Genomic DNA, 16,035 nt, shown 5'->3' with positions numbered 1-16,035 from the left:
GATGCCGAGTGATGCGTGTACAAAATACCCATACATAACGCAAGCTTGAGTATTTGATACAATGTGTATCACTTCTAGTACTCATCGAAAAAGATCTAAAAATCCCCAATAGACTTCTAGCTAGGGCCTTAAGGCGCATGCGGGGGAATTGGCATGGCTCATGCTTTCTGAAAACACTGTGATATATCAGAGTGTTTTTAGAGGTTTTCACCATGCTTGAACCTATCGATCTCGGAATGCAGTCCTCCTCCACTGCAAATACACCTGCCAACGGCGCGGCAAATCTGCGTGAACTGGCTTACTCGCAAATCAAGCAGCGAATCATTACCTGTGAGTTTCGCCCCGGTGAGCCGATCAATGAAGCGCACTTGACCAGCCTGCTGGGGCTCGGTCGCACGCCGATCCACCAAGCGCTTCATCGCCTGGAGATGGAGGGCATGGTGATCATCCTGCCGCGCAAGGGTGTGATGGTCACGCCGCTATCGCTCAACGACGTGCTCGACATGATTGAGGTGCGCGTGACCAATGAGCAACTGTGCGTGAAGCTGGCGCTGGAGCGTGCTCATGAAACCGACTTTCTCGCCATGCATGAAATTCTTGATCGCACTCCGGAGTTGCTGCGTCGTCGTGATGTACCCGGATTGATGTCAGTCGATCTTCAATTTCATCTGGCAATCTCCTCGGCTGCCCGCAACAAAGTGTTAGCCGATCTGCTGCGTAATCTGCATGAAAAACAAGCGCGCTTCTGGTTTTTGACCGTTTCTGATGCCAGTCACAGTGAGCGCATCTATCAAGAGCACATGCAGATATTGAGCGCTCTGGAGAGCCGTGACGCTGAGGGAGCGATCACGGCTATCCACGACCACATCGATGATTTCCGCCGCGCAATCATGCGCACACTCTGATCAAGGATCTCCCATGACACAACTGACTTTTCAAGTGGCCGACCATGGCAATCTGACGCTGCGGATCGACCATCTAATTATTGCCGGATGGGCAGGGCGCGACTTGGCAGCGGTCGAACACCACATCCTTGAGCTCGAGGCTATTGGCGTCCGTCGGCCGACGCAGGTGCCTTGTTTCTATCGGGTTTCTGCCAGCCTGTTGAATCCGGCAGAACGAATTCAGGTACCAGGAACTTTCTCTTCCGGCGAGACGGAGTTCGTGCTGATCCCCAGTGATGAAGGTTTGATGATCGGGCTGGGTTCTGACCATACCGACCGCAAGGTTGAAAGCTACGACGTCACCGTATCCAAACAGATGTGCGATAAGCCGATTGGTATTCAGGTCTGGCGGTATGCGCAAGTCGCACCGCACTGGGACCAACTGGTCATGCGCACCTGGCGCATCCGCGGTGGCCAGCGAGAGTTGTACCAGGAAGGTCCGGTCACGGGGCTACTGGCGCCTGAACAACTGCTGGCCAAGCTCAATGAACAGGCGCAGTTGCCTCCCTATACAGCTATGTTTTGCGGTACCCAACCGGTTCTCGGTGAGTTGGGTTATGGCGAAGCGTTTGAGATGGAGTTGCATGATCCGGTACTCCAGCGCAGCTTGCACCATCGTTACGCGGTAGACCCTTTGCCGATGGCGGAGTAACCCGCATGAAATCGATTGCTCAAATAGCCCAAGACCTGAGTGACGGGTTGACCTCTAGCCTGGCCCTGGTCGACGCGGCGATTGACCGTATTGTCGAGCACCGTAATGCAGGTGGCAGTGCTTACGTAAGCGTTGACTTCGAGAGCGCACGGGTGTGCGCGATCGCTAGCGACAAGGCCCGATCATCAGGAGCAGCATTGCCGCTATTGGCTGGGATACCGATCTCGATTAAGGATCTGTTTGACGTAGAGGGACAAGTCACCGCAGCTGGCTCGCGTTTGTTAGCGCAAGCAGAGCCGGCATCGACCGATGCAATTGTCGTGGCTCGATTGAAAGCCGCCGGCGCGATACTGCTGGGGCGCACCAATATGAGTGAATTCGCCTTTTCTGGCCTGGGCTTGAATCCGCATTTCGGTACGCCCGTGCTTCCGTGGGACCCGGCACGGATCGCTGGCGGTTCAAGCTCCGGTGCAGCGATCAGCGTGGCTGGGGACATGGCTGTGGCCGCACTCGGAACCGATACCGGTGGCTCGGTCAGAATACCGTCGGCGTTTTGCGGCTTGACGGGCTTCAAGCCAACCGCCAGGCGTGTTCCTGTCCAGGGCAGCTTCGCATTGTCCGAAAGTCTGGACTCCGTTGGCCCATTGGCGCGCAGTGTCGAAGATTGTGTGCTATTGGATGAAGTGTTGAGTGCTGAGCGGCTTAACCCCGTACCAATGCCGTTATCGGGTTTACGGTTACTGGTGACTGACGACTACGTGCTTGATGGCCTCGACGCCGCAACAGCCAGCGCTTTCGAGCGCACGCTCAAGCGACTCTCAAACGCCGGCGCCGAGATTGTGCGGTTCGGTTTTCCCGAACTCTATGAACTTCCCGGAATCAATGCCGCCGGCGGTTTGACCGCCGCAGAAGCTTGGCATTTGCATCGGCCTTGGCTGCAAGGGCCGGGTGCCGATTTGTATGACCCGCGGGTCGCACAGCGCATTCGGAGGGGTGAATCCTTGAGCGCCTACGACTACCTTGAACTGCAAAAGCACAGAGCCCGGCTTATTGCTTGTGCGCGAAAACACTTGGAGGCGGCTGACGCTTGGCTGATGCCAACGGTGGCGATTACCGCGCCGCAATTGAGCGAGTTGCAAGCCAATGACGAGCGTTTTTTTGCAACCAACGCCTTGGTGCTGCGCAACCCGAGTGTGATCAATTTTCTTGATGGGTGCGCGCTGAGCCTGCCATGCCACGGAGCAGGCGAGACCTTGCCAGTGGGGCTTTCAATTGCCGGATTGGCAGGCCACGACCGGCACATTCTCAGTGTCGGCCTGTCAATCGAGCGTTGTTTGCGATTCCCGCTGAACCTTTAGAACTGGCGCCTCTCGCAGGCAGATCCTGCGTTTTATTCCTGCCTGATTATCGTCGACAAAGGCGTCGTGGGCATCGTGCGCCTGAAATTTGGATGTGGAGACCGTGATGAACCGAACTGAGCTTTTACACATCGAGCCTCTGACCTCCCATGCATTTGCGCCTTATGGCCGAGTGCTGGGTGAAGCTTTCGATCCTGCGGGTGATCTGCCGGGATTCAGCAACCCGGATACCGACTTCTGGCATGCCCATTTGTTTGAACCGGGTGAGCAGGGCGCAACTGAAGTGCTCTGGGTCAATTATCGCAGCCGCGCAGCAATTACGACCCTTGAGGTCCATCGGTTGACCGAACAGGCGATTGTGCCGTTGACGGGCGAAGTCATCCATATCGTCGCACTCAGCCACGCGGATGGCTCAGTTGATAGCGGCACGATCAAGGCTTTCAGCATTGCCCCTGGCAAGGGCATCTGCATGCGACCTGGATGTTGGCATGCGTCCAGGGTCAAGGAGGGCCAGGTTACTTGCCTGATGTTGACCCGTAGTTCCACCACCGTTGAGTTGATTGATCACTTGCTTCAGGGCCATGTCATGGCAGAAAGCGCCCTTGAACCCATCGAGCCGCTAACCCTGGGCACCCCTGCACTCTAAAAAAACATCAGCCTGCCAAGGCGTCACTTTTAATCCTGCCAGTCTGTTTTCCATAAGAGAGAAACAAAATGAAAACGCTCGCTTCGATGTTCAAGAAAGCCACTGTTTCATTCCACTCAAACGCCGCAAGCAGGCACCGTGGGTTAGTTGCCGTCGCTCTGCTGAGCACCTGCGGATGGCTGCAGGCGGCACCATTGCCCACCTTGAAAGTAGCCGCGGATCCAAGCTTTCTGCCGTTTGCCTTCATGGACCAGAAAAGCCAGCAGATGCAAGGCTTTGACATGGATCTGATGCGGGCGTTGGGGCCGATTGCAGGTTATGAAGTGCAGGTTTTGCCTCTGGATTTCGCGGGGATTATTCCGGCCCTGCAAAGCGGCAACGTCGAAGCCTCGGCGTCTAGCATCACCATCACGGATGCGCGCAAGAAAGTGATTGATTTTTCGATGCCTTACTACGATTCCGGCTTGCAGATTCTTGTGAAGGAGAGTGGCCAGGGGATCAGTAATTTTGAGGATCTGAAAGGTAAAACCGTGGCGGCGCTGACGGGTTCCACGGGATACACCTTCACTCAGCAAACCCTCGGTAGCGACGTCAAGCTGGTGCCTTACTCGACTTACGCCACCGCGTTCCTGGCCTTGGCTGCAGGCAGCGCCGATGCCGTTGTGGGTGATCAGCCGGTGATCGCCAACTACGCCGCCAATGCGGGTAAAGGCAAGGCCAAAGTCGTGGGGCCGCTCTATCACGGCGAACAATACGGCATTGCTTTCACCAAGGGTAGCAAGTGGCTGGAGCCAACGAACAAAGCCCTGGAAACCGTCAAGGCAAACGGTACGTACGCCACGCTCTATCAAAAATGGTTTGGTACGCAGCCATCCAAGTCCGCTGACGTCACGCAGTAAGTCGTTCGAATCGGGTGCCGACAGTGCGCGGCACCGCTTTTGTGCAGAGGGTCAAAATGAATTTTCAGTTCGATTGGCAAGCAGCGTTCGATAGTGTCTCGGCGTTGCTTAACGGCCTGCCCATGACGTTGTTGATTTCGGTGATCGGTGTGCTCATCGGCATGGTGCTTGGCGTTATGTTTGGCATGCTTCGACTCGCGCCGCAGTGGTATCTGCGTGTGCTGGCCACGGTGTACGTTGAGATATTTCGTGGTACGCCGATCTTGGTGCAAGTGTTGTTCATCTTCTATGGCCTGCCGGCCATCATCGGTCACCCGCTGGACCCATTCACCGCGGCGGTCGCAGCGATTGCGGTGAACTCAGGTGCCTATATTTCCGAAGTCGTGCGTGGCGGTGTTGGTTCGATTGATCGGGGCCAAAGGGAGGCCGGGCTTTCTCTGGGATTGGGACCGTTGCAGACCTTCACCCACATCACCTGGCCACAAGCACTCAAGCGCATGGCGCCAGCACTCGGCAATCAGGCCATTACCAGCATCAAAGATACGTCACTGTTCTCTGTCATCGGCATTGGCGAATTGGTGCGTCAAGGACAGATCTACATCGCAGCGACTTTCAATGCCCTGGAGGTCTACTTGATGATCGGTGTGCTGTACCTGGCAATCACCTTGAGCCTGTCGGCGCTGATTAACTTCTATGAACGCACTCAACTCACGGGACGATCGCGCTGATGGCAACTTCACAAGTCATTGTTACAGTCGAAAATCTGCACAAGCACTACGGCAATGTACACGTCCTGAAAGGGATTGATATGCAGGTAGCCGTGGGTGAAGTGGTGGTCGTCCTGGGGGCCAGTGGTTCCGGCAAGTCGACCTTGATCCGTTGTATGAACGGCCTCGAAACCTACTCCGAGGGCAGTATCGAGGTGGACAACCTGATCCTTCCCGCCAAGCACCCGAAGTTGCGGTTACTCAAGGAGATCCGCAAAGAGGCGGGAATGGTGTTCCAGCAGTTCAATCTGTTTCCGCATAAGACCGTGCTTGAGAACATCACCTTGGCGCCTCGCAAAGTACGCGGCAAGAGTCGCGCTGACAGTGAGAAGCAGGCGCTGGAGTTGTTACAACGCGTGCGCATCGCCGAACACGCGCAGAAATATCCGGGGCAATTGTCAGGAGGCCAGCAGCAACGTGTTGCCATCGCTCGGGCTTTGGCCATGGAGCCGAAATTGATGTTGTTCGATGAGCCCACCTCAGCGCTTGATCCGGAGATGGTCAGTGAGGTCCTCGATGTGATGCGCGAGCTCGCCAATTCGGGGATGACGATGATTATCGTCACTCATGAAATGAACTTCGCTCGAGAAGTGGCGGATCGAGCTGTTTACATACATGAAGGACGAATCCTGGAGCAAGGATCACCAAAAGATCTGTTTGAAAATCCAAAACATGACCGGACCAAAGCGTTTTTTGCCAGTGTGCTGAAACAATCCTGAGCTCCTTAGTTTAGAAGTTTGACATGGCTCAGAGATTATCAGAGCCATGTCAAACAATGTGAGTCGGCTAATTTATGGCCAAATCTGGTTACAAAGCCTGCTGGTCAAATCCGATGCAATCGGTGGTCAGAACGAATGCAAATGACTGGTCAAGTCGAATGCAAACAGGTGGTCAAGTGGAGTGCAATTTCGCAGCGCGAACTGCGGACCGTGTTGGTTCTTGAAACCATCGACCAGACCGAACAGCTTATCGATCTGGCCAGCCGCGCGACACACTAGTGCGGAACATACAAAGAACCGTTGCTATGCCCATACGTACACCACCCTCCTCGACCAAAGGACGCATGGCTCGTTTCAAGCGCTTTGGCCAAGCTGGGACTAAAGCCTAGTGCTTAGGCAAAAAGGCCTTACCACAACTATTACAGCGATAGGTTCTTGTCCACTGGAGGTATTTCTTAGAGTTACCCTTCCTGCCTGAAAACTGCCCCAGGGCGCTGAACAATAAAAACACCGCAATCGCAATAGTGATGGGATGACGAATAAACAACAGAACACACGAAAGTAACAGCGTGACAATGCAGCTGACGATGCCAGGATTCGAAGGCGGCTTCAGCGCCTTATCCAGTTTCTCGACTCCAGCTTCGTGCAGAACCTGAAGGGAATCACAATCAGTGCTGCTGCACTTAGGGCAGGCGTGGAGCTTGGTCATTATTTCTACCAGTGATTGAGGTCGCCTAGATCAGGGGGGGGCCACAGCGACGAGCGGCTCAACTTTTCCCATTTGCTGCAACGTCATCCACATGGTCTTCTCGATCAGGACTACATACACGCACAGGTGCAGCCCTTGGCTATGGCTTAGCTGGCTACAGGATGCCTTCCCGAGCAGAGCTCAACCCAGGCCGATAATGGCACACTGAAAAGCGCCACCAGAGCTGTGAAGACCATTGCATTTAGGCGCTTTCGATTGGCCCCAGATGGCAGCCCCCCCCCCTAGGGACGCTAACCGTGACACTGCGACTGCTGTCTGATCGGAAGCGACAACTCAAGACCGAGCTGCGCGATGTAGACAGCCTCTTCAGTGATTTCATGGCGAATGATCCGATCCTCGCTTACCACCGGCTCAGTTACGAACTCCACGAAGCGATCGTTCGAGATCACCCAACAGTTGACCCCGGCTGCTTCCTTGAGGACCAAAGAGTCGGCCTTGGTACGCGTGGCCACAACATGTACCTTGACCTTGTCACTAAACTGGGCGCGGATCTCATCATCTCCCATGCCCAGTTTCCGTCGAATGGAAGCGTCAAAGACCACTGTGACCGGGTGCTTCTCGGCAAGGTGATTGGCAACGGTCGCCACGACCATGATGCCGATAAAATCGTTTCGTGAATAACACAGGTTGCTGCCGTCTATGACGATGCTGTCGACCATCATGGTATGACGCCTTACGATGGTGGTTGCATGCTTCGAGTGCTTCCGTAAATCACGCTCAAGAGGTTCGAGAGCTTTTCGCTTCTGCGTTACCACCGAGCTAGGATTGGCCTTGCCAAAGAGTTGCTCGCACTCCTTGCGCACCTCCCACTTGTCTTTAGAGGTCCTGGCATTGCTGCGAGCCGATTCGAGCCGTTCGGCCTTTTGTATGTCCCGGCGCAAATCGTTCATCTGCGAGCGCAGAGCATCCATAGCAGACACAGTGGGCTTCAGTTCTCTGTCCAGAGCCTCTTTGGGGGCACTGATTTTTTTCAGCTCCGCAAGCAACTCCTCGCGTTTTCTTTCGCACTCCGAAATTTCCTGGCGATAGGCTTCACGCTTTCCATAGTGCTCAATGGCAAACTGGAGCTGTTGCCGGCAACTATCAATATCCGTGAGTGCTGCGGCTTCATTTTCACGGGCACTCTTCAGCATCTTGTATTGATTGGCCGCATTCGCTACGGCCTGATCGCGAGCCCGGGACATTGCGGAATTACTACCGCTGAACCAACCTTTGACACTCCACTTGTTGTCCTCGAAGACGGCTTCCGCACGCTTCAGTTCAGCAACCAGTTTGCGCTGCTGCTCGGTATAAGCCTCAACCCGCGCCTTCTCCTCGGCATGCTTTTCCTCAGCCTTGAGGATTGCCTGGTCCAATGCAGGCCTCCGGGCCGGATCATAGCAATCGCACAAATTCTTGATTTCACTGATCTTGAGACCGAGTGTGCTGACTGAGGCAGTGAGCCGACTAAACTCTTTGTCGTATGGGTTTAGAGACAAGGCGGAATCCTTTCAAACTGTGGTGCGAAATTCGTGATGCAATTTTGCCACGACCAGTGCGCTGAACGTCTATGCGTTATTTCTTCCAGCGCTGCCAACGGCACCAGTGCTCAAATTTCACATCCGGGGACCGGTGAGAGTCACTGCCCACTGTGAGTGCGTGACCACGCTACTAGCCCAGTCGTGATTTTAACGTGGTCACGCCACCACGGCATGATCACCGAGATATGACTTTTGAGCATCCCCAAAACCCCAAAGCAGCGCCAGAGAAAGCGTCGAGACAGCCTGAAAACCGCTGGGATAACCCGAATGACGCTGTCCCTGGACAATGCCACCGCCAAGATCCTGCGATCGCTGGCAGTTAAGCACAAGGTGACCCAGCCCGAAGTACTTAAGATGGGCATGCTGCTGACCCGCAAAGCCCTAATGGCGACTGAGGAACACCAAGAAACTCTTAGCACTTCACTCGCACCTACGATCGCAATGGATGCCCAAGGCAATGATTGGCCACCAATGCGTGCATCAGAAGCTCGGGCCGTCAGGCTCGGCCTCGCTGTTGAGGCGCATCCGTGAGTACCGCGCCTCAACCCTGTGCCGATGGAATCGAGTACCTGCAGTGGGTGCCGGGCAAGCGACATTTCCGTTGCGAGAAGCTGAGCGCCACCATGAGCAGCGACGACTGCTCTGGTCGGTACACGCGGGCCATAGCCGGTGATGAGCGGGCATCGGCTTGCCGCTTCTGCCCGATCGGAGCCGTGCACGCTGGCAAAGTCGATCCCCTCCAGACCACATCGGCTTCTGCCAAGATCAAGATCACGGGACATCCGGATCAGGGCACCAGATGTACTCGCTGTGGCCGGTCCGACCTTCGGCTGATCCATGTTAGTGGCGACATCTGTGTGAGCTGCTGGAACCGGCAGCGCGAGTGGAAGCTTGGCAGGAATGCCAGAGGGAAGGCTCCAAAGACATACGTGCCGCTCCGTGCGCGTCGCGTCGGCATTATCGTCAATGGCGAGCCTGGCTATCGGCTGGTTACCGAAACTCAGAATGACACCGAGGCGCTGGCTAGGTGCATTCGAGAGGTGCCGGATGGCTTGGCCTTTCACGATGAGCAGCCTGGCATCGCCACCTGGAACGAGCAAGCGCAACGCTTCGAGTACCGCGATCGGATTGACTCAGGTAGCGTAATCCTTGAGCTGAAGCATGACGGTCTGATCCACTACGTCTCCGTGAAGGCGAACAGCCTTCGCCCTGGCGAAGTGGTCGCGGTACCGTGCATGCCGACGGTATGGATGAACGTGCACGCCGCAGCGACCTGGCTTGCCCTGGATGAGGACCGCAACGGCGCTACAATCACCCGCGAATGGCGTCCGCAAGCGATCGTGTGCTCGGCCTGTCGCGTCGCTCAGATCCAAGCCAGGGCCATTGCTGGCCGCGTCGACTGCCGCTGCCCGGCTTGTGAGGCAAAATCACTCTTCGCTTAGGATATCGATGCAGAGCGCCAAGCTAGCCCAGTGATAGCCAGCAAAATAAAGACAGAAGACCAAGGATGGTAAGCGCTTGAATTATATGGTGTCCCAGGGCAGGTTCGAACTGCCAGCCTTCCCCTTAGGAGGGGGATGCTCTATCCAATTGAGCTACTGGGACACAAGTCGGCCGCGAAGATACGCGGCGCGATGGACGGCGTGCATGTTAACGGCCGGGCCGGCTTTTGTCATGTCGTCCGTTGGGCTTTTTAAGTGTAGGCAGACGCCTCGGCAAGGCGCGGACTTGTTTACCGTGCAAATTGCATTACTGCAAAAAGCCATCATTGCAAAATGCAAGATCCGACTTTCGCGAAAATATCCTAATTCATTGTTTTTAAAGAATTTAATTGTCGATAGACTCTGGCATGCGAGCTGCTTCAGCTGTTCTCACAGAACTACGGAGGCCGCTCATGAACAGCGCCCTTTTACTCTCGAGTGCAATCGCTCTGACGGTTTTGCCGGGTTTTCATTTTACCCACGAGAGCGGTGCTACGCAGGTTGCCCAGCGAATGCCACATTACCTTCAACTGCAGAAAGCGCCGCAGTTGGCCGTGATGAGCAGCCAGCACGGCTTTGTCAGTCAGGAGGTCAGCCAGGAAACCATCCTGGTGCCAGCTCCGTCTGCGGAGCGCCTGGTATTTTGAATGACCCTCACCAAGGAGCACAGCATGTCCAAACCAGCCGCGAGTTTCTTCATCCTCGCCTTGTTGAGCGGCATTTTTCATCTGTCATTGACCCAGGACATGGTCGTTACCCTTCCCCTGATTGCCTGTGGTGTATTCAGCGCTCTGTTCGTGCTCGCACTGATTGCCGGACGCAAGATCAAGTTTGATCCGGTCCTGCGTTAATCCAGGTATGGCAGATCCGGCGCAAAGGCCTGCCATCCATCCTGAATTCCCCCCCTCCAGACGACGCTCCCTAGTAAATCGGCCATTTGCCACTATCCTGTAAAGGCAAGGAGCAGTGATCGAGTCCGCTTTTGCGGCCCGTCAGAAATCTTTCGTCGGGTGCAGACGCGTTAGACGATACGGCCCGGTCGAACTTTTCAAACTAATTCGCATTTCTGATAATTGGTGCTGGCAGAACGCCTTTATACAGTTCAATATTTGTCACAGAATTGACGCCAAGGATCTGGCTTGCTTGGGGCATGATGCGCACCTCTATCAATTCAGGTTGAACATTTGGTCAGAGCGCTTGTCCTACCAGACATCCTGCGGCCAATCCCGAAAACCGCTCCCCTGAACTAACCGGTTAAATATATGCGCCCATTGAAACAGGCAATTTATTCCAGCCGTACGGCTGACAAGTTCGTCGTACGTCTGCCAGACGGAATGCGTGAACGCATTGCCGAGGTGGCTCGCAATCATCATCGCAGCATGAACTCCGAAATCATCGCGCGCCTTGAGCAAAGTCTTATTCAGGAAGGTGCACTGGGAGAAGAGCTGAGCATGCGCCTGGACAGCCCGGAGCTTTCCTTGCACGAACGCGAGCTGCTACAGCGCTTCCGCCAACTCTCCCACAGACAGCAGAACGCCCTGGTTTCGCTGATCGCCCATGACGCTGAAATGGCCGCCGACGCGTCCTGATTCAGCCAGAAAGCGCAAGCCAGCCTGATCGCTGGCTTTTTTTTGCCTGAAATCCGGGCACAAAAAAACCGCCTGACGGCGTAATGCTGTGGTCCCTGTAGGAGCGAGCTTGCTCGCGATGGACTCAAGAGCGCCGCGTTTAGCCAGTAAATACGCGTTATCGTTGACGACCATCGCGAGCAAGCTCGCTCCTACAACAGCATTACGCCTGACGGCGGGTTTCAGTGAAACGGACTTTAGAGCAGGAAGATTGTCGCAAGCCCCAGGAAGATGAAAAAGCCTCCGCTGTCGGTCACGGCAGTAATCATCACACTGGCGCCCATCGCAGGATCACGCCCCATCTTCGCCAGGGTCATCGGAATCAAGACCCCCATCAATGCCGCCAGCAACAGGTTGAGCGTCATCGCGGCAGTCATCACCACGCCCAATGACCAACTGTGATAGAGCATGTAGGCAACCAGGCCAATCACCCCGCCCCAGATCACGCCGTTGATCAACGCGACGGCCAATTCCTTGCGCATCAGGCGCGAGGTATTGCCGGTGCTCACCTGGTCCAGCGCCATGGCCCGAACAATCATGGTGATGGTCTGGTTGCCCGAGTTACCACCGATCCCCGCCACGATCGGCATCAACGCCGCAAGCGCCACGAGCTTCTCGATCGAACCTTCAAACAAACCGATGACCCGAGAAGCCACGAATGCGGTAATCAGGTTGATCGCCAGCCAGGCCCAACGGTTACGCAGGGATTTCCAGACCGACGCAAAAATGTCTTCTTCTTCACGCAGACCCGCCATGTTGAGAACTTCGCTTTCGCTCTCTTCACGGATCAGGTCGACCATTTCATCGATGGTCAGACGGCCGATCAGCTTGCCGTTCTTGTCGACCACAGGCGCGGAGATCAAGTCGTAACGCTCGAAGGCCTGGGCCGCATCGTAGGCGTCTTCGTCCGGGTGGAAACTCACCGGATCGCTGGCCATCACCTCGGAAACCTGTTTATCCGGATCGTTGACCAGCAAACGCTTGATCGGCAACACACCCTTGAGGACACCGTCGTAATCGACCACGAACAGTTTGTCGGTATGGCCCGGCAACTCCTTGAGACGGCGCAGATAACGCAAGACCACTTCGAGGCTGACATCCTCGCGGATGGTCACCATCTCGAAGTCCATCAGCGCACCGACCTGCTCCTCGTCGTAGGACAGTGCCGAACGCACACGTTCGCGTTGTTGCTGGTCGAGGGTCTCCATGAGCTCATGGACGACGTCTCGCGGCAGCTCGGAGGCCAGGTCAGCGAGTTCGTCGGCATCCATGTCCTTGGCGGCTGCCAGGAGCTCGTGATCGTCCATGTCGGCGATCAGGGTTTCACGAACCGAATCGGATACTTCAAGAAGGATGTCGCCGTCGCGATCGGCCTTGACCAGTTGCCAGAGCGTCAGACGATCGTCCAGCGGCAAGGCTTCAAGGATGTAGGCGACGTCGGCGGAGTGCAGGTCATCGAGCTTGCGTTGCAACTCGACGAGGTTCTGCCGGTGGACCAGGTTCTCGACCCGGTCATGATGCGGGCCTTCCTGGCGGTGAGTCAGGTCTTCTATCACTCGCTGGCGCTGCAGCAACTCAACCACCTGAGCCAGGCGATCCTGCAAGCTTTCCTGCGTTTTCTTTACTTCAACTTCGGACATAGGCGAACTCCACTCCCAGCAGCGGGGCACGCCGGAAGGATCAATCAGTCAATTCATGATTGGTGAAACGGGGTACTGAGTAACTACTGGGTAAGTCCATGGAGGTATTCCACAAGCCCCGGCGGGGCTGACGGGCGCAATGATACACCGCCTGACGGTTTTAAACGTTAAAAAATCTCGGCTGAAACAAGCGCTTGCACAACAAACCTGAGCATCTCCTGATCCATGAAAATGCGACGACGTATTCTGAAAAGAAAACACACCCCCCTCGAAAATTGTAGCCGCTACCCTTGAAGAGGAACGTCATGGAGGACGCCTGATGCCATCAGTTGCACAATTCTTATTACTGCTCGGCCTGTTCAGCCCCCTGCCCCTGGCGCTCGCCATCACCGTTCAGCGCTGCGAGGCGGCCAATGGACGCATTACCTTCACCACACTGAGTTGTGCCACGGGAGAAAGCGTTTCACTTCAGGACGTCCGCGCCTTTACACCCGGCAGTGCGATGGCACTTATGCCGCCAGCCGAACCCCGTGAAACACCAGGAATGAAAATCCAGAGGAAAGAGCCGACCGTGGTCGGTCAGGCGCAGGACAAGTGTGGAAACCTGATCACTGCCAGGGAGCGCCGCGAAGCGATCATCAACCGGCGAGTGGTCGCCGGCATGAGCCAGCAAGACGTCGAAAGCGCCCTCGGTAAGCCGGACAAGATCAGTATTCGCAATTCAGCCACGAGCTACCGTTACGACACCCTGCGAGGTCGCAGTGCACAGGTGGAGTTCGACGAGAGGGGATGCACGAAAGGAAAAGCCAAATCCCGGACGGCAAAAAGCCCGCATTAAATGCGGGCTTTCTGTTGTATGGTGCACTCGACAGGATTCGAACCTGTGACCGCTCGGTTCGTAGCCGAGTACTCTATCCAGCTGAGCTACGAGTGCATTTTGTGTTTTTAGACCAGACCACAACTGGTTGAAACCAAGTTACTTGCATTACTGCAACCAACTCTTAAATGGTGCACTCGACAGGATTCGAACCTGTGACCGCTCGGTTCGTAGCCGAGTACTCTATCCAGCTGAGCTACGAGTGCATTTGTTGCCGCGCATTATAGGCCGTCTAATCTCTATGTCAAGCACTTTTTCTAGTAATTTCAACAACTTACCGAAGAAGCCAGATTACAACGTACTACGCAAATAATGGCGGAGAACGGGGGATTCGAACCCCCGACACCCTTTTGAGGTGTACTCCCTTAGCAGGGGAGCGCCTTCGGCCACTCGGCCAGCTCTCCGCAACACGGGGCGTATATTAACCAGCTTCTTCCCCGTTTGCAAACATAAAAAACGATAAAAATTAATGGCTTGGTTCTTCGTCCTTCTCTTTCTTGATACGCAGGTAAATTTCCTCCCGGTGAACCGCCACCTCTTTGGGGGCATTAACACCGATGCGCACTTGATTTCCTTTGACGCCGAGCACGGTCACGGTGATTTCGCCATCACCGATAATCAGGCTTTCTGCGCACCGACGAGTCAGAATCAGCATACCTTTCTCCTCACGCATTACATTTCAGGGACAACAGTCTGCAAAAAAAAGGCACTCGACCCACAACCGGAGCGGTCGCAGCCCTACATGCCTGAGTATTGACTAGCGCGAGCAAAAGAACAGCCTCGGGGGCCACGCCATTCAAAAAAACAAAAGGCGCGGTCAGACCGCGCCTTTTGGCAAACGCATCACTCGCCCTGGCGGGCCGGTGCGTCCAGTTCGAAAGCCGTGTGCAGAGCGCGCACAGCCAGTTCCAGATACTTCTCTTCGATCACTACGGAGACTTTGATTTCCGACGTCGAGATCATCTGGATGTTGATGCTTTCCTTGGCCAGGGATTCGAACATGCGGCTGGCCACGCCTGCGTGAGAACGCATGCCAACGCCGACGATCGACACCTTGGCGATCTTGGTGTCGCCCACGACTTCACGGGCACCCAGCTCGCCAGCGGTTTTTTCCAGCACGGCCTGCGCCGCCTGGTAGTCGTTGCGGTGCACGGTGAAGGTGAAGTCGGTGGTGTTATCGTGCGCGACGTTCTGCACGATCATGTCCACTTCGATGTTCGCGGCACTGATCGGGCCGAGAATCTTGAAGGCAACGCCCGGGATGTCTGGCACGCCACGGATGGTCAGCTTGGCTTCATCGCGGTTGAAAGCGATACCGGAAATGATCGGCTGTTCCATGGTTTCCTCTTCATCAATAGTAATGAGGGTGCCCGGACCCTCCTTGAAGCTGTGCAATACGCGCAGCGGAACGTTGTACTTGCCGGCGAACTCGACCGCGCGGATCTGCAACACCTTGGAACCGAGGCTGGCCATTTCCAGCATCTCTTCGAAGGTGATCTTGTCCAGGCGCTGAGCCACAGACACCACACGCGGGTCGGTGGTGTAGACGCCGTCGACGTCGGTGTAGATCTGGCATTCGTCAGCCTTCAGGGCTGCCGCCAGCGCCACGCCGGTGGTGTCGGAACCGCCACGACCGAGGGTGGTGATGTTGCCGTGCTCGTCGACGCCCTGGAAACCGGCGACCACCACCACACGACCTGCCTTCAGATCACCGCGAATCTTCTGGTCATCAATCTGCAGGATACGCGCTTTATTGTGTGCGCTATCCGTCAGGATCCGCACCTGGTTACCGGTGTAGGACACCGCCGGCACGCCACGCTTGATCAGCGCCATGGCCAACAGGGCAATCGTCACCTGCTCACCGGTGGAGACGATCACGTCCAGCTCGCGCGGAACCGGTTGGCCGTCGCCACTGATTTGCTTGGCCAGATCGATCAGACGGTTGGTTTCGCCGCTCATTGCAGACAGCACAACCACCAGGTCATCGCCGGCATCGCGGAATTTCTTAACCTTGTCGGCGACCTGCTCGATTCTCTCGACGGTGCCGACCGAGGTGCCTCCAAATTTCTGTACGATCAAAGCCATTTCAAAGCCGCCTCTGCCCATGAAGGGCGCCCAAATAATCACTCGAACAG

The 16,035-nt window shown here is 55.6% G+C and carries 19 protein-coding genes and 4 tRNA genes; 14 read left to right on the top strand and 9 right to left on the bottom strand.

The genetic code is table 11. The features are described 5' to 3' along the window. The first annotated feature begins 212 nt into the window (after window positions 1-212). The 8 genes from C8K63_RS02470 (at window position 213) to C8K63_RS30290 (ending at window position 6,264) form a co-directional block, all read left to right on the top strand. Entirely contained in the window at window positions 213-905 is a 693-nt protein-coding gene (locus tag C8K63_RS02470) for a GntR family transcriptional regulator (RefSeq protein WP_108215228.1), read from the top strand. A 13-nt stretch (window positions 906-918) separates the two neighbouring features. After that, entirely contained in the window at window positions 919-1,596 is a 678-nt protein-coding gene (locus C8K63_RS02465) for a DUF2848 domain-containing protein (RefSeq protein ID WP_108215227.1), read from the top strand. Between the two features lie 5 nt (window positions 1,597-1,601). After that, entirely contained in the window at window positions 1,602-2,954 is a 1,353-nt protein-coding gene (locus C8K63_RS02460) for an amidase (protein ID WP_108215226.1), read from the top strand. 106 nt (window positions 2,955-3,060) lie between these two features. Continuing rightward, complete coding sequence (locus tag C8K63_RS02455; RefSeq protein ID WP_108215225.1) at window positions 3,061-3,600, top strand: ureidoglycolate lyase; 540 nt, start codon at window positions 3,061-3,063, stop codon at window positions 3,598-3,600. A 68-nt stretch (window positions 3,601-3,668) separates the two neighbouring features. Continuing rightward, window positions 3,669-4,499: a basic amino acid ABC transporter substrate-binding protein gene (locus tag C8K63_RS02450; protein ID WP_256594877.1), complete on the top strand. Its 831-nt coding sequence runs from the start codon at window positions 3,669-3,671 to the stop codon at window positions 4,497-4,499. A 56-nt stretch (window positions 4,500-4,555) separates the two neighbouring features. Beyond that, window positions 4,556-5,227 carry an amino acid ABC transporter permease gene (locus tag C8K63_RS02445; RefSeq protein ID WP_108215224.1) on the top strand — a complete coding sequence of 224 codons (672 nt, stop codon included), beginning with the start codon at window positions 4,556-4,558 and terminating at the stop codon, window positions 5,225-5,227. Continuing rightward, window positions 5,227-5,985, top strand: coding sequence for an amino acid ABC transporter ATP-binding protein (locus tag C8K63_RS02440; RefSeq protein WP_108215223.1), 759 nt, complete (start codon window positions 5,227-5,229; stop codon window positions 5,983-5,985). Before C8K63_RS02445 ends, C8K63_RS02440 begins: the two co-directional genes overlap by 1 nt. A gap of 141 nt (window positions 5,986-6,126) precedes the next feature. After that, window positions 6,127-6,264, top strand: coding sequence for a hypothetical protein (locus C8K63_RS30290; protein ID WP_158273920.1), 138 nt, complete (start codon window positions 6,127-6,129; stop codon window positions 6,262-6,264). 106 nt (window positions 6,265-6,370) lie between these two features. Here the strand turns inward: C8K63_RS30290 and C8K63_RS30030 are convergent, their stop codons facing one another. Next, entirely contained in the window at window positions 6,371-6,694 is a 324-nt protein-coding gene (locus tag C8K63_RS30030; RefSeq protein ID WP_146176363.1) for a hypothetical protein, read from the bottom strand. Window positions 6,695-6,984: 290 nt separating this feature from the next. Further along, the gene (locus C8K63_RS02435) at window positions 6,985-8,109 is read right to left on the bottom strand and encodes a hypothetical protein (protein WP_146176362.1); all 1,125 of its coding nucleotides are present in this window, start codon (window positions 8,107-8,109) and stop codon (window positions 6,985-6,987) included. A 432-nt stretch (window positions 8,110-8,541) separates the two neighbouring features. On the opposite strand from C8K63_RS02435, the gene C8K63_RS02430 reads away from it, so the two are divergent. Together C8K63_RS02430 and C8K63_RS02425 are read left to right on the top strand one after the other, a co-directional pair. Beyond that, a complete protein-coding gene (locus C8K63_RS02430; RefSeq protein ID WP_108215221.1) occupies window positions 8,542-8,805 on the top strand; it encodes a hypothetical protein in 264 nt (87 codons plus the stop codon). A 92-nt stretch (window positions 8,806-8,897) separates the two neighbouring features. Continuing rightward, window positions 8,898-9,716: a hypothetical protein gene (locus C8K63_RS02425; RefSeq protein WP_146176361.1), complete on the top strand. Its 819-nt coding sequence runs from the start codon at window positions 8,898-8,900 to the stop codon at window positions 9,714-9,716. Between the two features lie 86 nt (window positions 9,717-9,802). Here the strand turns inward: C8K63_RS02425 and C8K63_RS02420 are convergent. After that, a tRNA-Arg gene (locus C8K63_RS02420) sits at window positions 9,803-9,879 on the bottom strand. 289 nt (window positions 9,880-10,168) lie between these two features. Here C8K63_RS02420 and C8K63_RS02415 point away from each other — a divergent pair. The 3 genes from C8K63_RS02415 (at window position 10,169) to C8K63_RS02405 (ending at window position 11,344) form a co-directional block, all read left to right on the top strand. Further along, window positions 10,169-10,402, top strand: coding sequence for a hypothetical protein (locus tag C8K63_RS02415; protein WP_108215219.1), 234 nt, complete (start codon window positions 10,169-10,171; stop codon window positions 10,400-10,402). A gap of 24 nt (window positions 10,403-10,426) precedes the next feature. Further along, on the top strand, window positions 10,427-10,606 hold the full coding sequence (locus C8K63_RS02410) for a PA3371 family protein (protein WP_108215473.1): 180 nt from the start codon (window positions 10,427-10,429) through the stop codon (window positions 10,604-10,606). A 411-nt stretch (window positions 10,607-11,017) separates the two neighbouring features. After that, a complete protein-coding gene (locus tag C8K63_RS02405) occupies window positions 11,018-11,344 on the top strand; it encodes an Arc family DNA-binding protein (protein ID WP_003178899.1) in 327 nt (108 codons plus the stop codon). A 236-nt stretch (window positions 11,345-11,580) separates the two neighbouring features. Here the strand turns inward: C8K63_RS02405 and mgtE are convergent, their stop codons facing one another. Then, window positions 11,581-13,023: a magnesium transporter gene (gene mgtE / locus C8K63_RS02395; protein ID WP_108215218.1), complete on the bottom strand. Its 1,443-nt coding sequence runs from the start codon at window positions 13,021-13,023 to the stop codon at window positions 11,581-11,583. A gap of 319 nt (window positions 13,024-13,342) precedes the next feature. On the opposite strand from mgtE, the gene C8K63_RS02390 reads away from it, so the two are divergent. Then, window positions 13,343-13,861: a cell envelope protein SmpA gene (locus C8K63_RS02390; protein ID WP_108215217.1), complete on the top strand. Its 519-nt coding sequence runs from the start codon at window positions 13,343-13,345 to the stop codon at window positions 13,859-13,861. A gap of 19 nt (window positions 13,862-13,880) precedes the next feature. On the opposite strand, the gene C8K63_RS02385 is transcribed toward C8K63_RS02390, so the two are convergent. The 5 genes from C8K63_RS02385 to C8K63_RS02365 all read right to left on the bottom strand — a co-directional run bounded on the left by C8K63_RS02385 (window position 13,881) and on the right by C8K63_RS02365 (window position 15,985). Continuing rightward, a tRNA-Arg gene (locus tag C8K63_RS02385) sits at window positions 13,881-13,957 on the bottom strand. A 72-nt stretch (window positions 13,958-14,029) separates the two neighbouring features. Then, a tRNA-Arg gene (locus tag C8K63_RS02380) sits at window positions 14,030-14,106 on the bottom strand. Window positions 14,107-14,213: 107 nt separating this feature from the next. After that, window positions 14,214-14,304 (bottom strand) — tRNA-Ser (locus C8K63_RS02375). A 62-nt stretch (window positions 14,305-14,366) separates the two neighbouring features. Then, window positions 14,367-14,555 carry a carbon storage regulator CsrA gene (gene csrA, locus C8K63_RS02370; protein ID WP_002554426.1) on the bottom strand — a complete coding sequence of 63 codons (189 nt, stop codon included), beginning with the start codon at window positions 14,553-14,555 and terminating at the stop codon, window positions 14,367-14,369. A 188-nt stretch (window positions 14,556-14,743) separates the two neighbouring features. Beyond that, window positions 14,744-15,985, bottom strand: coding sequence for an aspartate kinase (locus C8K63_RS02365; protein ID WP_007971040.1), 1,242 nt, complete (start codon window positions 15,983-15,985; stop codon window positions 14,744-14,746). Between the last annotated feature and the right edge of the window lie 50 nt (window positions 15,986-16,035).

Source organism: Pseudomonas sp. GV085 (assembly GCF_003050925.1).
In the GTDB taxonomy this organism is placed as follows: Bacteria; Pseudomonadota; Gammaproteobacteria; order Pseudomonadales; family Pseudomonadaceae; genus Aquipseudomonas.
The sequence above is the reverse complement of the archived record's forward strand: the minus strand, read 5'-3'. Positions and strand labels throughout refer to the sequence as shown.